General features: G+C 62.6%; 17 protein-coding genes. 9 read left to right on the top strand and 8 right to left on the bottom strand.

Annotated features, from left to right (window positions below):
• Positions 1 to 136 precede the first annotated feature (136 nt).
• The 3 genes from AC1DWA_RS17730 (at position 137) to AC1DWA_RS17720 (ending at position 3,470) form a co-directional block, all read left to right on the top strand.
• Positions 137 to 1,450 carry a YhgE/Pip domain-containing protein gene (locus AC1DWA_RS17730; protein WP_021345628.1) on the top strand — a complete coding sequence of 438 codons (1,314 nt, stop codon included), beginning with the start codon at positions 137 to 139 and terminating at the stop codon, positions 1,448 to 1,450.
• 99 nt (positions 1,451 to 1,549) lie between these two features.
• Positions 1,550 to 2,926, top strand: coding sequence for an NAD-dependent succinate-semialdehyde dehydrogenase (locus tag AC1DWA_RS17725; protein WP_021345629.1), 1,377 nt, complete (start codon positions 1,550 to 1,552; stop codon positions 2,924 to 2,926).
• Between the two features lie 100 nt (positions 2,927 to 3,026).
• Entirely contained in the window at positions 3,027 to 3,470 is a 444-nt protein-coding gene (locus AC1DWA_RS17720; RefSeq protein WP_141488343.1) for a hypothetical protein, read from the top strand.
• 4 nt (positions 3,471 to 3,474) lie between these two features.
• On the opposite strand, the gene AC1DWA_RS17715 is transcribed toward AC1DWA_RS17720, so the two are convergent.
• Positions 3,475 to 4,308: an alpha/beta fold hydrolase gene (locus AC1DWA_RS17715; RefSeq protein WP_021345631.1), complete on the bottom strand. Its 834-nt coding sequence runs from the start codon at positions 4,306 to 4,308 to the stop codon at positions 3,475 to 3,477.
• A gap of 75 nt (positions 4,309 to 4,383) precedes the next feature.
• Here AC1DWA_RS17715 and AC1DWA_RS17710 point away from each other — a divergent pair, with 75 nt between their 5' ends.
• The 5 genes from AC1DWA_RS17710 (at position 4,384) to AC1DWA_RS17690 (ending at position 10,278) form a co-directional block, all read left to right on the top strand.
• Positions 4,384 to 4,863, top strand: a complete 480-nt coding sequence (locus AC1DWA_RS17710; RefSeq protein ID WP_019745433.1) for a MarR family winged helix-turn-helix transcriptional regulator — start codon at positions 4,384 to 4,386, stop codon at positions 4,861 to 4,863.
• Positions 4,860 to 5,492 (top strand): 5-oxoprolinase subunit B family protein, encoded by a 633-nt coding sequence (locus AC1DWA_RS17705; protein WP_080909908.1) that lies wholly within the window; start codon positions 4,860 to 4,862, stop codon positions 5,490 to 5,492. Before AC1DWA_RS17710 ends, AC1DWA_RS17705 begins: the two co-directional genes overlap by 4 nt.
• Positions 5,489 to 6,352, top strand: coding sequence for a 5-oxoprolinase subunit C family protein (locus tag AC1DWA_RS17700; protein WP_477846480.1), 864 nt, complete (start codon positions 5,489 to 5,491; stop codon positions 6,350 to 6,352). Before AC1DWA_RS17705 ends, AC1DWA_RS17700 begins: the two co-directional genes overlap by 4 nt.
• Positions 6,353 to 6,399: 47 nt before the next feature.
• Positions 6,400 to 7,950, top strand: a complete 1,551-nt coding sequence (locus tag AC1DWA_RS17695) for a bifunctional 3'-5' exonuclease/DNA polymerase (protein ID WP_322742079.1) — start codon at positions 6,400 to 6,402, stop codon at positions 7,948 to 7,950.
• A gap of 102 nt (positions 7,951 to 8,052) precedes the next feature.
• On the top strand, positions 8,053 to 10,278 hold the full coding sequence (locus tag AC1DWA_RS17690) for an MMPL family transporter (protein ID WP_097386830.1): 2,226 nt from the start codon (positions 8,053 to 8,055) through the stop codon (positions 10,276 to 10,278).
• Between the two features lie 3 nt (positions 10,279 to 10,281).
• On the opposite strand, the gene AC1DWA_RS17685 is transcribed toward AC1DWA_RS17690, so the two are convergent.
• From AC1DWA_RS17685 to AC1DWA_RS17670, 4 genes are read right to left on the bottom strand one after another with little or no spacing between them, the layout of a single operon-like run.
• Positions 10,282 to 11,127 (bottom strand): DNA-3-methyladenine glycosylase family protein, encoded by an 846-nt coding sequence (locus AC1DWA_RS17685; RefSeq protein WP_069145549.1) that lies wholly within the window; start codon positions 11,125 to 11,127, stop codon positions 10,282 to 10,284.
• Positions 11,124 to 11,723, bottom strand: coding sequence for a methylated-DNA--[protein]-cysteine S-methyltransferase (locus AC1DWA_RS17680; RefSeq protein ID WP_046379350.1), 600 nt, complete (start codon positions 11,721 to 11,723; stop codon positions 11,124 to 11,126). Before AC1DWA_RS17680 ends, AC1DWA_RS17685 begins: the two co-directional genes overlap by 4 nt.
• Positions 11,720 to 12,274, bottom strand: coding sequence for an RNA polymerase sigma factor (locus AC1DWA_RS17675; RefSeq protein WP_020909250.1), 555 nt, complete (start codon positions 12,272 to 12,274; stop codon positions 11,720 to 11,722). Before AC1DWA_RS17675 ends, AC1DWA_RS17680 begins: the two co-directional genes overlap by 4 nt.
• Positions 12,261 to 12,761 (bottom strand): methylated-DNA--[protein]-cysteine S-methyltransferase, encoded by a 501-nt coding sequence (locus tag AC1DWA_RS17670; protein WP_003940613.1) that lies wholly within the window; start codon positions 12,759 to 12,761, stop codon positions 12,261 to 12,263. Before AC1DWA_RS17670 ends, AC1DWA_RS17675 begins: the two co-directional genes overlap by 14 nt.
• A 144-nt stretch (positions 12,762 to 12,905) precedes the next feature.
• Between AC1DWA_RS17670 and AC1DWA_RS17665 the strand changes: the two genes are divergently transcribed.
• Positions 12,906 to 13,451 carry a hypothetical protein gene (locus AC1DWA_RS17665; RefSeq protein WP_007729604.1) on the top strand — a complete coding sequence of 182 codons (546 nt, stop codon included), beginning with the start codon at positions 12,906 to 12,908 and terminating at the stop codon, positions 13,449 to 13,451.
• Positions 13,452 to 13,455: 4 nt separating this feature from the next.
• Here AC1DWA_RS17665 and AC1DWA_RS17660 read toward each other — a convergent pair whose 3' ends face one another.
• From AC1DWA_RS17660 to AC1DWA_RS17650, 3 genes are read right to left on the bottom strand one after another with little or no spacing between them, the layout of a single operon-like run.
• The gene (locus AC1DWA_RS17660; protein ID WP_192712190.1) at positions 13,456 to 14,193 is read right to left on the bottom strand and encodes an SDR family NAD(P)-dependent oxidoreductase; all 738 of its coding nucleotides are present in this window, start codon (positions 14,191 to 14,193) and stop codon (positions 13,456 to 13,458) included.
• The gene (locus AC1DWA_RS17655) at positions 14,190 to 15,215 is read right to left on the bottom strand and encodes a phosphotransferase family protein (protein WP_477846479.1); all 1,026 of its coding nucleotides are present in this window, start codon (positions 15,213 to 15,215) and stop codon (positions 14,190 to 14,192) included. Before AC1DWA_RS17655 ends, AC1DWA_RS17660 begins: the two co-directional genes overlap by 4 nt.
• Positions 15,212 to 16,423: an acyl-CoA dehydrogenase family protein gene (locus AC1DWA_RS17650; protein WP_211918764.1), complete on the bottom strand. Its 1,212-nt coding sequence runs from the start codon at positions 16,421 to 16,423 to the stop codon at positions 15,212 to 15,214. Before AC1DWA_RS17650 ends, AC1DWA_RS17655 begins: the two co-directional genes overlap by 4 nt.
• Between the last annotated feature and the right edge of the window lie 5 nt (positions 16,424 to 16,428).

Here is a 16,428-nt window from a genome sequence, read left to right as displayed (position 1 = left end):
ACTGCCGGCAAGCTGACCGACCGCCGGCCGGGCAGGTCTCCAGCGCCGTGGGCAGATCGAAAGACTGCCCCGGCGCACCTTTGCGTTTACGCTCAGCCCGAGGAACTCCGCGCGAAAGAAAGCCGGTCGACTGACGATGAGCAAGAACACGGAGCCGTCTGCCCGCACCGTCATGCACACACCACGATTCTGGTTGACGCCGTTGATAGTGGTCACCCTCTTGATGTCGGCGCTGGCAGCGCTGTACATGGGCGGAATACTCGACCCCAAGAAACACCTGGACCAGTTCCCGATCGCCCTGGTCAACCAGGACGAAGGCGACACCCTCCCCGGCGGCGACCCCGCCGACCGGAAGAATTTCGGAAACGACATCGTCGCCGGCCTCGAAAACGGAATCGACCACCAGAAGATCGACCTGCAGCAGATCGGTATCGCCGAAGCCCAATCTCGGTTGAACTCCGGCACGCTGTACGGCGCGATCGTGATTCCCAGTGATTTCACGAAGAGGACGATCATCCTGGCGGAGGCCAGCGTCGTCGCCGGTGACGTAGAGCAACCGATCATCACGATCTACACCAATCCACGTGCAGGTTCCGTATCCGCATCTCTGGTCCAGTCGATCGGAACTACAGCCCTCGCCTCGGTCAACAAGAACATGGGCGAGCAACTCACCACCCTGGTCACCCAGCAGTTGGAAGCGGGAGGCACCGGAACCCAGATCTCAGGAGCGAGCCGCCTGCTGCTCGAAAATCCGGTGAACGTACTCACGGTGGCCCACGATCCGCTTCCCGACGGCACCGGATTCGGTTTGGTTGCATTCTATTTCGCGCTGCTGTTGGTCCTTGCGGGATTCACCGGAGCGACCGTGGTCAATTCCTTGGTGGACGGCATGCTCGGATATGCGCCTACCGAATTCGGTCCGCTCTTCGTTCAGAACGACGTTGTGGGTATCAACAGGTTTCGGACGCTGCTCGTCAAATGGGCGTTCATGATCGTGTTGTCCGGCATAGTCTCCGCGTTGTTCCAGTGGATCAGTCGCGCCCTTGGAATGCCGGTCACTCACGGGCTTGCATTGTGGGAGTACGGCGCGCTGGTCATCACTGCAGTCGGCATCACGGCGATGTCGGTGATGGCCGCATTCGGCTCGTTGGGCATGTTGATCAACCTGTTCGTGTTCGTCATTCTCGCGCTGCCCTCTTCCGGTGGCACCATCCCCCTCGAAGCCAGCCCCAGGTTGTATGCCTGGCTGGCGCAATTCGAGCCGATGCACCAGATCTACATGGGTACGCGATCGATCCTGTTCTTCGGCGCACGCGGTGAGGCAGGGCTGCTGCATGCCGTCTGGATGACGTTGGTGGGTCTACTGATCGGCGTCGTACTCGGCATCGTGACCACCCGTTTCTACGACCGCAAGGGCTACGAACGCACCCATCGCCCCAAGGTGGCGTGAGATGGTACCCAGCCGGGATTTGATCGAAACCTGTTGGGCCGATTCAATGTGATTGTGCGTTTCGGGAATCTTCGACCCCCTTCCGCACGTTGTACAACTATGGCTAATTACAAAACAGTCAATCCCGCGACAGGTGAAACCGTCAGGGAATTCGATACTTTGGATGACGCCGGAGTTGAAGCCGCACTTGCGAACACGCATCGCGGCTACTTGACCTGGCGCAACAGTGCGCCACAGCAACGTGCGGCAGTCCTGAGCAAGACCGCCGAACTGTACACAGAGCGAGCAGATGAACTGGCCCGAATGATCTCGTTGGAGATGGGTAAGCCGGTCCGCGAGGCCAAGGGCGAAGTACAACTCTCGGCCGCGATCTATCAGTGGTACGCAGACCACGGTCCGGCGTTGCTCGAGGAAGAACGGCTCGACGTTCCCGGGGCCGAGGAGTCGGTTGTGTACCGGCGACCGATCGGTGCCCTGATCGGCGTCATGCCGTGGAACTTCCCGTACTACCAGGTCGCCCGCTTCGCGGCACCGAATCTCATGCTGGGCAACACGATCATTCTCAAGCACGCGTCCAACTGTCCGCAGTCGGCTCTGCTGATGGAAGAGATCTTGCGACAAGCCGGATTGCCGGACGACGCGTACGTCAACGTCTTCGCGACCAACGAGCAGATCGCGGACATGATCGCCGATCCACGAGTTCAAGGTGTGTCACTGACTGGCAGCGAACGCGCCGGCACCAGTGTCGCCGAAACTGCGGGACGCAATCTCAAGAAGGTCGTCCTCGAACTCGGCGGATCGGACGTGTTCATTGTCCTCGATTCCGACGACATGGATGCCACCGTCAAGTCCGCAACCAAGGCGCGTCTGTCCAATGCCGGTCAGGCCTGCAATGCGGCCAAGCGTTTCATCGTCACCGAAGATTTCTACGACGACTTCACCCGCAAATTGGCGACGTCCTTCGAATCCGTTTCTGCCGGTGACCCGTTGGACGAATCCACTGTCCTGGGCCCGTTGTCCTCACAGAGCGCGGCAGACACTCTGATCGAGCAGATCGACGACGCTGTGTCCAAGGGAGCGACGCTGCTCACCGGTGGGAAGAAGATCGACGGCCCGGGCGCCTACGTTCAGCCGACGTTGCTCGCAGACGTGACCCCGGACATGCGGGCTTACAGCGAAGAACTGTTCGGACCTGCCGGCGTCGTCTACAAGGTCAAGTCGGCCAGCGAGGCTGTGGAACTTGCCAATTCGTCGGTCTACGGTCTGAGCGGGTCTGTCTGGAGCAGCGATCTCGATTCCGCCCGGTCGGTCGCTGCCGATCTCGACGTGGGAATGGCGTTTGTCAACGAGCACGGAACGACGTTGCCCGGTCTGCCCTTCGGCGGAGTCAAGCGCTCCGGAGTCGGCCGCGAGCTCGGTCCGTGGGGAATGGACGAGTTCGTGAACAAGAAGCTGCTCCGCGTCTCCAAGAAGTAGCTCGGTGCAAAAGTAGCGCAATACAAAGGAAGGCCCTGATCTCTGTTGAGGTCGGGGCCTTCAACTGTAACGCTCCGCAGGATGAAACCGACCTGCTGGTATGACACTTTCACGAATCGCTCGCACTACCGTGATCGCCGCCGCCATCAGCGCGAGCGCCGCCATCTGGTCCGCGACGTCAGCTTCCGCGGACGTAGTCGACGTCACGATCCTTCCGGGTCTCAGTAGCGGGCCGACAACGCCGTACGGGGCGGGCTGCACGTATCTGGTGGTTGCCAGGACAGCAGCGTTGGACGAGTCGAACGTCTCGATTGTCGACCTGAACCGGGCGTCGACCATGTTCCCGCAGGAATTGATCTGGGACACCGTCAATCCCTATTTCACCTTGCCGGTTGTACTCGGCCACGCCGTCACGCTGTGGACTCCGACCGCACCCGGCGAACACTCTCTGATGGCCTACCAGACGTCAGCGGGCGGGCCGGTCACAACGGTCGATGTCAATCCGGCCACCCCGATCGGTCCGGGGTGCGTCGTCGCACCCTGATCCGCTACCCCTCCAAGAAGTCGACGAGCACCCGGTTGAGTTCATCGGCGGGAACCATCGGAATACTGTGATGTGAAGCATCTTTCAGCACCTCGACACGTGCTGCGGGAATCCTCTCCCGCACCGACCTCGACACCGTTTCCGCATCATGCACCCGTCCGTCCTGTGCGAGGACCACCAGCAACTCGACATCCAGTGCGCTCAAGTCCTCTTTCGAAGGGCGTTGAGGCACTACGAGATCGGGTCGCGGTAGATCCGAAGTGCCCACTTCCACAAGAGACAGCCAGTCGGAGTCGATACTCGACTCACCTGTCTCCCACTCCAGCAGTCGTCGTCGGCGTGCTCGCGACGGGGATATCAACAGCGGAAGCGCACGCAGAAGGTAGCCCGCCTTCATGCCGGCGAAACTCGAATTAGGATCGAGCAGAACAAGTTTCCCGACACGATCCGGTCGATGCAGCGCAAAGGCCAACGCAATCATTGCGCCGTAGGAATGTCCGATCACATCGACGGTGTCGGCGCCGGTGCAATCGACTATCGAGTCCATCCACTCGATCAGATCGTCGACGGACTTCATCGGATCACCATTGGGAATGCTGAGTCCGGCATCGCCCAGGGTGTCGACGGCAAAAACACGCCGGAATTTCGACAGCGCCGCAACGTTGTCGAACCACACCGTCGAAGTGGCACCTCCCCCGGGCAGAAGGATCAACGGCCGCGAGTCTTCAGGTCCACAGACGTTCACATGCGTTCGGCCGAACCGGCCTGAGAGATCCACACCCAGCGGTTTTTGCGGCCATTTGGTCAGTACCGCGTCGTATGCGCGATTGAAGTCCATTCCCCACCCCCATTTTCTCTCGACTATCGAGATAGTAGACAATCGAGAGACAACACACCAGGGCTGGAGGCATCCATGAGCGTCGGCGATGCAGAAGACGAAGCGATGGCGATCGTCCACTCGCTTCGCGCACTGACCGTCGACTTGAACGTGGCGGTTTCCGGCTTTGCGAACAAGTACAAAATGCACTCGACCGACGTCCGCGCACTGATCTGCCTTCTCGATGCCGAGCGCTCGGACACACCGGCGACGCCTGGTTGGTTGGGCTCACAGCTCGGGATCAACTCGGCGTCGGTGACTGCACTGGTCGACCGGATGGTCAAAGCGGGGCACGTAGCTCGGGAGCGAGATTCAGCGGACCGTCGACGGGTGCTCTTGCAGGTCACACCATCGGCGGTCACTCTGGGCGAGAGCTTCTTCGGCCCCCTCATTTCACGGGCTGCGAGCACCGTCGGGAATTACACCGCGGCCGAGCGAGCTACCATCGCGAGTTTCATCGTGGCGATGCGAGCGGACGTGGAGCGGACTCGAATCGATCGGGAGCCCTCCCTGTGACTCGCATACTTCCCGCGGGAGAACGCGCATTTCTCGTAGACCTCGATTCCGAAGCTGACGTTCTCGCGTTCACCGAAGCACTGACGCGTAACACCCCGGTCGGGGTCGAAGACTTCCTCCCCGCAGCTCGCACGGTCCTGGTCACGTGCACCCCGGCCGCAGATCTCACGTACGTCCGGAAGTGCTTGAACGATCTCGAGCAAACCAATTCTGCCGCGACCACAGACGAGCATTCCGAGACGGATGCACTCACCATCGCCGTCAGGTACGACGGGCCCGACCTCGACGACGTCGCACAGTCACTCGGAATGAGCCGTTCCGAGGTGGTTGCGGCCCATACCGGGGCGATGTGGCGTTGCGCCTTCATCGGATTCGCACCCGGCTTCGCCTACCTGACTTCAGTCGACACTCGGCTCGACGTTCCACGTCGAACTCAGTCGCGAACCGCAGTGCCAGCCGGTTCCGTCGCCCTGGCCGCTGGATACAGCGCGATCTACCCGCGGGCATCGCCGGGTGGCTGGCAGATCATCGGGAGCACCGACGCCGTGATGTGGGATCTGAACGCCACACCACCGGCCGCCGTTCAGCCCGGGTGCCGCGTGCGCTTCGTCAACGAGGACGACCGATGAGCGGTCTGGAGATACTCGACACCGGGCCGCTGAGCTTGATCCAGGACCTCGGACGGACCGGACACCTTCGCTCAGGCGTCGGGGTTTCCGGTGCTGCGGACAGGCGATCGCTCAAACTCGGCAACCGGCTCGTCGGCAACGACGAGAGCGCGGCAGGCGTCGAGGTCCTCCTGGGCGGATTGAGCATTCGAGCGCAGCAACAGGCAACGATCGCGTTCACCGGGGCGCCCGCACAGGCCTACCGCGACGGCATTCCGGTCGGGCATTCGAGCGTGATCGCTCTCGACGTCGGTCAGACCGTCCGCCTCGACTACGCACCGAGTGGCCTGCGGACGTATCTGACCGTCCGAGGCGGCATTGTGGTTCCCGAGATCCTGGGATCGCGCAGCACCGACACCATGTCCGGGATAGGTCCGGCGCCTCTCGAGCCCAAGGTTGTTCTCCCGATCGGGCCTTCGCCGACCGCGTTCTCGCTCGTCGACCTTGCACCAGTTCCACCGATGACAAACGAGACTCTCGAGATTCGAGTCGTATTCGGGCCGCGCGCAGATCGATTCACCAACCCCGAATCGCTCCTGCGGGGGCAGTGGGCGGTCTCCACCGACTCGGACCGAATCGGGGCGCGACTCGATCGTGTCGGCACCGACGAACTGCTGCAACGAACGAATGACGCCGAACTCCCCACCGAAGGCGTAGCGCTCGGATCGATCCAGGTCCCACCCAGCGGCCAACCTGTCGTGTTCCTCACCGATCACCCGATCACCGGCGGGTATCCGGTGGTCGGAGTGGTCGCGGACGCAGATATCGACCGACTCGGCCAAGCCCGCCCGGGTCAGCACATCCGGTTCGTCGGGGCCTGAGCAGCGCCGAGCGATGGCGTGTCGGACCCTGCCGTCACACTGATGTCGTGCGAGTTGTCCTGGTCCCCGGTAGTACGACGTCCACGGGAGCTGTGACGGCAACTGTCCTACGGACCGATCCCGGTGGAACGCCGCTCGCCGATCCCGTCGAATACCCCGACCTGATCGCAGCGGTGCGCACCATCGAGGAAGCCGAGCACCCGCGGTGGGTGTGGCCGAGTACGGCGACCGTGTACCCACCGCTACTGCGGGCAGGCGTACGGGTTCAGCGGTGCCACGACATCTCCCTGACCCGCGCGATACTCGGAATGCGCGTCGGCAAACCGTCACCGCCTGCCGAGGAGTTCGACGACGATCGACTCGGACTCTTCGACACTGCACCCGTTCTCGATCCTCTCGCCGTCGCCACCGAATTCGCCGATCAGCGCGCAACCATCGGCACGGACGCTCGACTGGACTTGTTGATCGCAGCAGAATCGGCCGGCGCTCTCAGCGCCGCCGAGATGACGCACACGGGCCTGCCGTTCTCGACGCAGAAGCACCGCGAACTCCTCGAAGAACGACTGGGGCCGCGGCCGACGGGATACGACCTCCCCGCACGCATGCAGGAACTTGCCGCCCAGATCAGCGAGGTCTTCGGGCGCACCGTCAATCCTTCGTCTTCGGTGGAGATCACCGAGGCGTTCGGGCGTCAGGGCATCGAACTACCGTCGACGCGCAAGTGGTTTCTGCAGGAAATCGATCATCCGGCTGTGCCGCTGCTCCTACGTCACCGCGAACTCGCCAAGCTGTACAGCACCAACGGTTGGCAGTGGATGGACAGTTGGGTGCGGGGCGATCGATTCCGCCCGATCTACGTTCCCGGTGGTGTCGTGTCCGGCAGGTGGGCGAGCCGGGGCGGCGGGGCCCTCCAGATTCCGAAGACCATGCGCTCGAGCGTCGTCGCAGATCCGGGCCACGTGTTCGTCGTCGCCGACGCCGGTCAGCTCGAACCCCGAATTCTGGCCGCCATGTCCGGCGACCGCCGCATGATGGCTGCCGCCGGCGACGACGATCTGTACGCACTTGTCGGTGCAGAAGCCTTCGGCGGGGATCGCGCAAAAGCCAAGGTCGCAATCCTCGGAGTCCTGTACGGGGCGACGGCGGGTGAAGCCAAAGCACTGCTCATCTTGTTGCGGAAGCGATTCCCGGTCGCCGTCGAGTACGTCGAGCAAGCTGCCAAGGCAGGTGAGCGCGGCGAGGTGGTGAAGTCACTGCTCGGCCGGGCCTGTCCCCCACCGTCTCCCGACTTCTACTCCCACGGCGACGCTCATGCCCGCGGTCGTTTTACGCGAAACTTCGTCGTTCAGGCCACTGCGTCCGAGTGGGCGTTGTGCCTGCTCGCCGACCTCAGGCGCCGCCTCGCCGAAGATCCGGACGGCGAGTTGGTCTTCTTCCAGCACGACGAAGTGGTCGTGCATACCCGAAACCCCGAGTCAGGTGCCGCCCACGTGCTGGCCGCCGCGGCTTCGGCAACTCGATTGTTGTTCGGCGACACAGTCGTTCGTTTTCCCATGGACGTCGCAGCCCGCGAGACTTACGGCAAAAGCACTTCGTAGCGTCGTCAATTCCACTCCAAGTGGTTCCACCGCGCCCGTATTGCGTGTTCTACTGGAAAATGTTGCTTTGTTGGTGCTGGTCGACTGTGTTCGAGGAGAACCATGACCAAGCTGGATACAACTGATGCAGAACGGAACGAGCGCGGAACGGTCAAACGCCTTCGCGTGCCGATCTTCACCGTGATCGCGCTTGCAATCTTTGCCTTCGTCGCAGGCGGATTCGGCGGTTCGTTCCAAGGCAAACTCGCCGAGGTTCAGAAGAACGACAACGCCTCGTACCTGCCGAGTTCCGCAGAATCGACGATCGTCAGCAATCAATCCGCGAACTTCCTCGCGGTCGAGACGATCCCTGGTTTCGTTCTGTTCCATCGAGATTCGGCCCTCACCGAGGCGGACAAATCTGCAATCAACTCGGCCTACGGCGCCATTGCCGGCATCTCCGGAGTAGACGCCGACGGAATGCAACCCACTCAGTACTCCGCCGACGGCACAACTGCGTCGATCTTCGTGCCACTCGTCGCCAAGGACGGAGACACATCCGTGGCAGGCGATGTCCTGGCGACCACCGAGCAGAACGTCATCGACGCAGCAAAACAAGCAGCTGGTGATGTCGAGGTACTCCCAGCCGGGCCAGGTGGGCTACTCGTTGCGTTCATCGACGCCTTTGCCGGTCTGGACGGAGCGCTCCTTGGCGCGGCACTCCTGGTCGTGATCCTCATCCTGCTTGTCGTGTACCGATCGCCGGTGTTGTGGTTCTTCCCGCTGTTCTCCGCGCTCCTCGCCATCGGCTTGTCGTCGATGGTGATCTATTTCCTCGCGAAAGCCGAATTACTCACTCTGACCGGACAATCTCAAGGCATCCTTTTCGTGTTGGTGATCGGTGCCGGTACCGACTACGCCCTACTCTTGATCTCTCGCTATCGCGAAGAACTACACACGTATCCCAACCGCTTCGACGCGATGATCAAGGCCTGGCGCGAGTCTGCGCCGGCCATCACCGCTTCGGCTGTCACCGTCATTCTCGGTCTGCTCTGCCTGACGTTCTCTCAACTCAACTCCAACAAGAGCCTCGGACCCGTCGCCGCCATCGGGATCGCCTGCACCTATCTGGTGATGATGACGTTCATGCCGGTCGCTCTGGCCGCCACCGGACGGTGGGTCTTCTGGCCGCGCAAGCCCAAGGTCGATCACGCCGCAGACCTTACGACGCACGGGATGTGGGGCAAGATCGCCGAGGCCGTCGGCAGCAAGGACCGCCCACTGTGGATCGGCGCCACAGTCTTGTTGATCATCCTGTTCGCGGCCGGGATCGGCAGTCTCAAAACCGATGGCCTGACATCCACCGAAAGCTTCACCAATCGTCCCGACGCCGTTGTCGGACAGGAACTCTACGACTCGAAGTTCGATCCCGGAGCCGGCGCACCGGCCGTGATCACCGCAAACGCCGACCAGGCCGACGCCGTCATCAAAGCAGCCAGCGGCGTCGAAGGTATCTCGCAGGATCCCGGCGCCGTCTGCACCCAGGTGGACGTCGCAAAGGTCAGCGAGCTGATCAAGACCAACCCCGCTGCCGTCGCACAAGCCGCCGCTGCGGGTTGCGCCCCTGCGGCTTTCACCGTTGCACCGATCGACGGCCGAACCATGATCAATGCAACCCTCGCCGACTCTTACGATTCGCCGCAGGCACTCGAAACTGTCAAGCGACTGCGGAGTGTCGTCCACGACGTGCCCGGCGCCGACGCGCTCGTCGGCGGCAGCACGGCCACCACCCTCGATGTCCAGGCGGCCTCGGTCCGCGACAGAAACCTGATCATCCCGATCGTGTTGGTGGTGATCTTCCTGGTCTTGGCCGCTTTGCTCCGCGCTCTGCTGATCCCGGTGATTCTCATTGTCACCGTGGTACTTTCCTTCGCGGCGACCCTCGGTGTGAGCGGATTCTTCTTCACACACGTATTCGGGTTCGCCGGGGCGGATCAATCGTTCCCACTGTTCGCCTTCGTGTTCCTGGTCGCTCTGGGTATCGACTACAACATCTTCCTGATGACCAGAGTCCGGGAGGAGACCGGAGAATTCGGCACCCGCGCAGGTGTCCTGCGCGGTCTTGCGGTCACCGGGGGTGTGATCACCTCAGCCGGAATCGTCTTGGCCGCAACATTTGCCGTACTGGGCATCCTGCCGCTGGTCTTCCTCGCCGAGATCGGATTTGCCGTGGCCTTCGGTGTGCTGCTCGATACGATCATCGTGCGCAGTGTCCTGGTGCCTGCGCTCTCTCACGACATCGGGAAACGTATATGGTGGCCGTCCGAACTGGCCCGCGCGAAAGATTGACCACTACAGAAACGCTTCCTTGGTCCACAGATGAAAGAGTGCGTACGCTCGCCAGGGTCGCCAGCGCTCGGACAACGCTGCGGCTTCTTTGCCCGACGAGACCCCCAACGCTCGCTTCAACACCAGATCGTCGGGTACGAAGGCGTCGCGATCACCGAGAATTCGAACAGTGAGATAGTCAGCGGTCCACGGTCCGATTCCCGGTAGCGCCAACAACTCTTGTCGAAATTGGACAGGATCCGCATCCCAGGAGAGATCGAGACCGTTCGCTGCCGCAGTTGCCAACGTGTGCACTGTTCTTGCGCGCACTGTGGTCAATCCGACGGCTTTCTGTATGTCCTCCGGCGATTGCGCTGCAACCGCCTCCGGATCAGGGAAGGCAAGAAACTCCCCTTCCACCGGCGCTCCGAATGCGCTGACAAAACGACCACCGAACGTCCTCGCTGCGGCGAGCGAAACCTGTTGCCCCAGAACGGTGAGCACTGCGGTCTCGAAACCGTCCACCGAGCCGAGCACCCGCAATCCTGGACGGGCGGCAACGAGTGGGGCCAACAACTCATCGCTACCGAACGCTGCTTCGACAGCAGTGTGATCGGCGTCGAGGTCGAGCCAACGACGCACGATCACCTCCAGCACTGCGGAATCCTCCGCCGGCACATCGGAATCCATGACGACACCGTCGTCTGTCCACGACACCGACACAACTACCGGGCCGGAAGGCAACGGTATGACTCTGGTGTGAACACCGTCGTCGTGACGCTCGAGGCCTGCGACGCAGTGAGCCCGCAAGGCACCGGTGAGCGGTTCGACTGCATAGGGCGCCTGAAAGCGCAGCGTCACTGCGCTCACCGGCCGGCTTCCAGATCCAGCAGAATCGCTTTCAGTTCGGGGCCGCCGGCGTACTGCCCGAGGCTGCCGTCGCTGCGCACCACCCGGTGACACGGGACCACCAACGGCAGCGGATTCTTTGCGCATGCGGTCCCGACGGCACGCACCGCACGCGGGCTTCCCGACGCTGCTGCGACCACCGAATAGCTTGCAGTGTGGCCGTATTCGATCTCGGGGAGATGACGCAACACTTCGCGTCGGAACCCCTTCGCGAGTTGGAAGTCCAAGCGCAGATCGAATTCTCGACGCGCACCGGCAAAGTACTCGTCCAACTCGCGAGCGACAGTGTCCAGCCTGCGCGGGTAATGAAGCACACGGGGGCTGACGGTGTCCGCCAAACGTTCCAGAACGAGGTCGTGCCCTTCGACGGCAAAGGCAACCCGCACCAGGCCGGCATCGGTCGCCGCCAGCAGTAGCTTTCCGACCGGCGAATCGACGGTTCGATATGCCACGTCGATCAATTCAGCTTCGGACGCCTGAGCAGCCAGGCGCGCCCGTAGGCGGATCATGGCGTCAGCGTCAACGGCTGGAAGCGCCTCGAACACATCGTTACTCATGAGTGACTCCCTTCCGCAGCGGTAGCGGACAAGTAGGTTCTTCGTAGTGTGGCGATACCGTCGGCACCCGCGCGTCTGGCGGCCGCCGGGGTGTTGCCGAGGATGTCCGCGATCTCTGCGTACGGCAGCCCACCCAGAAAGTGATAGGCGACTGCCGCACGTTGTTTGAGCGGTAGCTGTTCGAGTGCGTCCCAGAGTTCGTGATCCCACGTTCCGGGTACGCCGATTCGCGTCGGCAACTCCGGAACCTCGTCTGTCGGCACGGCCACGCGGGCGCGCACTCGGGTGATGTCGATTGCCTTGCGGTGCGCGATGGTCACCAGCCAGGCTTCGATGTTCGCGTCCGGATTCAGATCCGGATATGCCCGCATCGCTGCGATGAACGTCTCGGACCACGCGTCCTCGGCGTCGACGGGACCGACCACCGCGCGGCAGACACGGAGGACCACTGCACCGTATTCGGTCACGACGTCTTCGAACGGTTTGAGTCTCACGATCGGTAGACGTTCCCGATCACCGAATTGTGAGCCGAGCGCATCAGAAGAGGACATCCGATTCGCCGCCGTGCTCGCGGTCGAGCAGGAACCGCTTGCGTTCGAGGCCGCCGGCGAAACCGGTCAGACTTCCGTCGCTACCGACCACACGATGGCAGGGAACGATGATGCTGATCGGATTCTTGCCGTTTGCCGCGGCGGCGGCACGGATCGCAAGCGGGTTACCCAAAGTTTGCGCGAGCTCCATGTATGTCCAGGTTTCGCCGTACGGGATCGTTCGCAAGGTATCCCACACCCGCTTCTGGAACTCGGTACCCACGGGCGCCAGCGGCACGGAGAACTCCGTGCGATCACCCTCGAAGTACTCGGTGAGCTGCGATTCGACTTCACCGAAGACCGCCGAGGAACGATCACCGAACGTGGACTCGTCCGGCTTGTGGCGATGCTCCGCCATGTACAGACCACAGAGGTCGTCACCTGCTGCTACCAGCGTCAACGCTCCGATCGGCGAGTCGATCACAGTGTGCGTACGGATAGCCGTCATGTCTCGATCCTTCCAGGTTGCGCGGTGCAGCAGGCAGCGGGTGAATTGATTGTCCGCGCCGGCACCGACACCTCGAAAACGCCGCGGGCCTCGTGAATGTGAGATTTACCTGTGCTTTGACGTCACATCAGGCAGTATCGAGGGATGGCTCTAGTTTTGCCCGGCAGCTCCACCGTCGTCCGCTCCGTCGGCGACGTGGTGCACTGGTCCCTGTCCACGGTCGCTTTTGCGGTCACCCTGCCCACTCGACTCGAGGCGCTCCTCTTCTCGGTCGAGAGGTTGGTGGCGCGCATCAACCAGATCGCCGACAACGCCGACCGCGTCGTCATCGGAGCCGCCGCCGTGACCGTTCGCGCTGAGACACTGGTCGAGGCCGTCGAGCAGACCTCGGACATCGCGGGACAACTCCTCGAGATCTACGAGCCCATCGCCCTACAGCTCGCGCCGCTGGCCGCCAGGTTCGCCGACGACCTTTCCGAGGCAGAGGTCAGCGCCGCGATCAAGCTGATCGACCAACTACCGGAGCTCACCGACCGGGTGGCCGCGGTGTTGCCCATCCTCGGAACCTTGGACTCCGTCTCGCCCGAGATCCACGAACTCCTCGGAGTGGTCAAGGACCTGCGGCAGGCGATCGTCGGGGTGCCTGGCTTTCACTTCTTTCGCAAGCGGGGCGAAGCCAAGCTGGATTGAAATTTCAGGCGGAGTAGCCGTTGGTCCCGGCCCGCGCCATGACGACCTTCGGAACGACCGCTCGAGACGAGAGCTTGAGCAGACCGTCCACCAACTCCACGATGTCGTCGACCTTGATCATGGTGTCCGGTGTGATCCGATCGTGTGTCCACGCCGACATGTCGGTGTCGACGTAACCGGGAGCGATGGCCGTCGCACTGACGCCGTTTCCGGATTCCTCGGCGTTGAGTGCCTCGACCATCGAAATCAGCGCAGCTTTGGTGGCTCCGTAGACGGCCAGGCCGCTCTCGGCATACACACCGGCCATCGAGGCGAGAGCGATCACCTTCGCTCCGCCGGCGAGGTCCGCGTCCGCCGCTGTACGCAGGAGCGGCAGCGACGCTTGCAATAGTGCAAACGGTGTCCGGAGATTGACGGCAACGGTCTTGTCGAAACGTCGCATCGGGTAATCCGCCACTCGCCCACTGGTTCCCACTCCGGCGTTGAGGACGAGAGCCCTCATGGAGCCGAATCGCTCACTGTGTGTGGCGACGAGTGCTGCGGCGAAGTTCTCGTCCGCCATGTCGCCGGCCGAGACGACGACGTCCGGCGATCCGGCGCGCGTAAGTTCTTCGGCGACAACGGCGAGCCGCTCGGTATCACGCGCCGTGATGGTCAGCCCGTACCCTTGCGAAGCCAAGCGTGTTGCGATGCCGAGCCCGATTCCCTTGGAGGCGCCGGTGACCAGTGCTGATCGAGTCATTCGAATTTCCCTTGCAGTGCGTTGAGTCCGGCCGAGATCAGTTCCGGCACAGAAGATCCAGCCTTGTCGAATCCCCCGCCGACGGTGGCTCCTGCTCGGAATCGGTGATCGATGCCCTGCGCCACGACGGCGAGTTTGAAGAACCCGAGCGCCATGTAGAAGTTCCAATGCGCCAATTCACGACCCGAAACGGACGAATACCGTTGCGCCAGATCGACAACGGACGGTAGCGACGGGCTCGTCCACGCAGCAGGCTCACCCAGAACCAGATCCAGCGCGGGATGCCGATAGACGCACATCATCGCGATGTCCGCCAGCGGATCACCCAGCGTCGACAGTTCCCAGTCCACCACTGCGGCAACCTTGGTGACGTCGTTCGCCGCGAGAATCGTGTTGTCGATCCGATAGTCGCCGTGCACGATCGACGAAGCCGATTCAGCCGGAATCAATTCCGCGAGGCTCGACGCCAACCTGTCCACATCGGCCGAGTCCTCGGTCTTGACGCGCGACCATTGACCGGCCCACAACTTCACCTGACGGGCTACGTAACCGTCGGGTCGGCCGAGTTCGCCGAGACCCACTGCGTTGTAGTCGACGTCGTGCAGGGCAGCGAGAACACCCACCAACTCGTCGGTGCACTGCGTGACCAGCTCTGCCGGAACAGCTTCCAACTCGGTTTTGGTCCGGATCACTTGACCGGTGACGAACTCGACCACCGTGAACGACGCACCCATCACCGAGGCGTCCTCGCACAGCACGACGGTCGGGGCGACCGGCACGGCGGTGTTCTGCAACGCCGAGGTGATTCGGAACTCGCGCGCAACGTCGTGCGCCGACGGCGTGAGGCCGGCCGTGGGTGGACGACGCAGAATCCACTTCGAGTTGTCGTCGAAGATTCTGTAGGTGAGATTGGATTTGCCGCCTGAAATCAGTTCGGCTCGCAACTCACCGCTCACCTCGACGCCTGCGGCTTGCAGATACTTGTGGAGCGCCTCGAGATCGAGTCCTGGGAAGTCCGTCACTTCGACTCCTCCCGAGCAGCGCGCTTCGCAGCGCCGACAACACGTTTCGCAATTGCCCAGCGATGAACCTCGGACGGACCGTCGTAAACGCGGAAGGGACGCACTTCGCGGGACAACCGTGCCAGCGGCAGATCGCCGGACACGCCCATTCCGCCACACATCTGAATGGAGCGGTCGACGATCCGGAAGATCGCCTCGGCCGCGTAGGTCTTGGCGATGGACGTCGCGTTGCTCGCGTGCCCGCCCTGATCGAGTTCGAAGCAGGCCTGCACCAGAAGTGCGCGACTGGCTGCGATGTCGATCTCGTTGTCGGCGACCATCTTCTGGATCATTCCGAGATCACCGAGTTTCGAGCCGAAGCCTTCTCGTTCGGCAACCCTGGCCACGGCGACGTCGTGGCCGCGGCGCGCTGCACCGAGCCAGCGCATCACGTGCGTCATCCGGGCGGGACCGAGACGAACCTGCGCGTAAGCGAAACCCTGATCGACCTCACCGAGAACGGCCTCGTCGGGAACGAAGAGATCCTCGAACGTGACCTCGCAGTGCCCGCCGATCATGGCCTTGTCGAGGGTGTCGATGTGTCGACCCACGATGAGACCCGCTGCGTCCGTCGGCGTCAGGAACATGGTCGCTCCGCCGCGCTGCCCGGGCTCGCCGGAGGTGCGCGCCATGATGATGAAGAATCCGGCGCCGTCGGCGCCGGTGATGAACCATTTCTTACCGTTGATCTTCCAGCCACCGGGGACTTTCTCGGCGCGGGTGTTCAAAGCCGAGGGATCGGATCCCGCTCCCGGCGCGGGTTCGGTCATGGCGAATGCCGACCGCATGTCCCCGCTTGCGAGCGGCGCGAGGAACTGCTGCTTCTGTGCTTCGTTCGCGACGTGGGCCAGCATGTGAACATTGCCCTCGTCCGGCGCAGCGATGTTGAGCGCCGTCGGCCCGAAGAGCGAGTAGCCGGCTTCCTCGAAGACAGGCGCGCGATCACTCATGTTGAGTCCGTGGCCGCCGTACTCGATCGGTGCATGCGGTGCGAAGACACCGGCTTCTTTTGCTGCCGCCTGCATCTCGATGCGGATGGCATCGCCACCCGCGACGGCGATGTCACCGGCGTGTTCGTCTTCGATGGGGAGCACTACGTTGCGCGTGAAGTCGCGCGTCTTCTCGATCAGCGCCACCACCTCGGGCGCGTACGTCAGATCGATTGCCACCAGCC

The organism is Rhodococcus sp. P4_F3_2, from assembly GCF_056401335.1.
Note: the sequence above shows the minus strand (reverse complement) of the source record. Positions and strands in the feature narration are given on the sequence as shown.

Coding starts and splice junctions, on each gene's coding strand:
- AC1DWA_RS17730 (WP_021345628.1), top strand. CDS start 137: ATGAGCAAGAACACGGAGCCGTCTGCCCGCACCGTCATGCACACACCA.
- AC1DWA_RS17725 (WP_021345629.1), top strand. CDS start 1,550: ATGGCTAATTACAAAACAGTCAATCCCGCGACAGGTGAAACCGTCAGG.
- AC1DWA_RS17720 (WP_141488343.1), top strand. CDS start 3,027: ATGACACTTTCACGAATCGCTCGCACTACCGTGATCGCCGCCGCCATC.
- AC1DWA_RS17715 (WP_021345631.1), bottom strand. CDS start 4,308: ATGGACTTCAATCGCGCATACGACGCGGTACTGACCAAATGGCCGCAA.
- AC1DWA_RS17710 (WP_019745433.1), top strand. CDS start 4,384: ATGAGCGTCGGCGATGCAGAAGACGAAGCGATGGCGATCGTCCACTCG.
- AC1DWA_RS17700 (WP_477846480.1), top strand. CDS start 5,489: ATGAGCGGTCTGGAGATACTCGACACCGGGCCGCTGAGCTTGATCCAG.
- AC1DWA_RS17690 (WP_097386830.1), top strand. CDS start 8,053: ATGACCAAGCTGGATACAACTGATGCAGAACGGAACGAGCGCGGAACG.
- AC1DWA_RS17680 (WP_046379350.1), bottom strand. CDS start 11,723: ATGAGTAACGATGTGTTCGAGGCGCTTCCAGCCGTTGACGCTGACGCC.
- AC1DWA_RS17675 (WP_020909250.1), bottom strand. CDS start 12,274: ATGTCCTCTTCTGATGCGCTCGGCTCACAATTCGGTGATCGGGAACGT.
- AC1DWA_RS17670 (WP_003940613.1), bottom strand. CDS start 12,761: ATGACGGCTATCCGTACGCACACTGTGATCGACTCGCCGATCGGAGCG.
- AC1DWA_RS17665 (WP_007729604.1), top strand. CDS start 12,906: ATGGCTCTAGTTTTGCCCGGCAGCTCCACCGTCGTCCGCTCCGTCGGC.
- AC1DWA_RS17660 (WP_192712190.1), bottom strand. CDS start 14,193: ATGACTCGATCAGCACTGGTCACCGGCGCCTCCAAGGGAATCGGGCTC.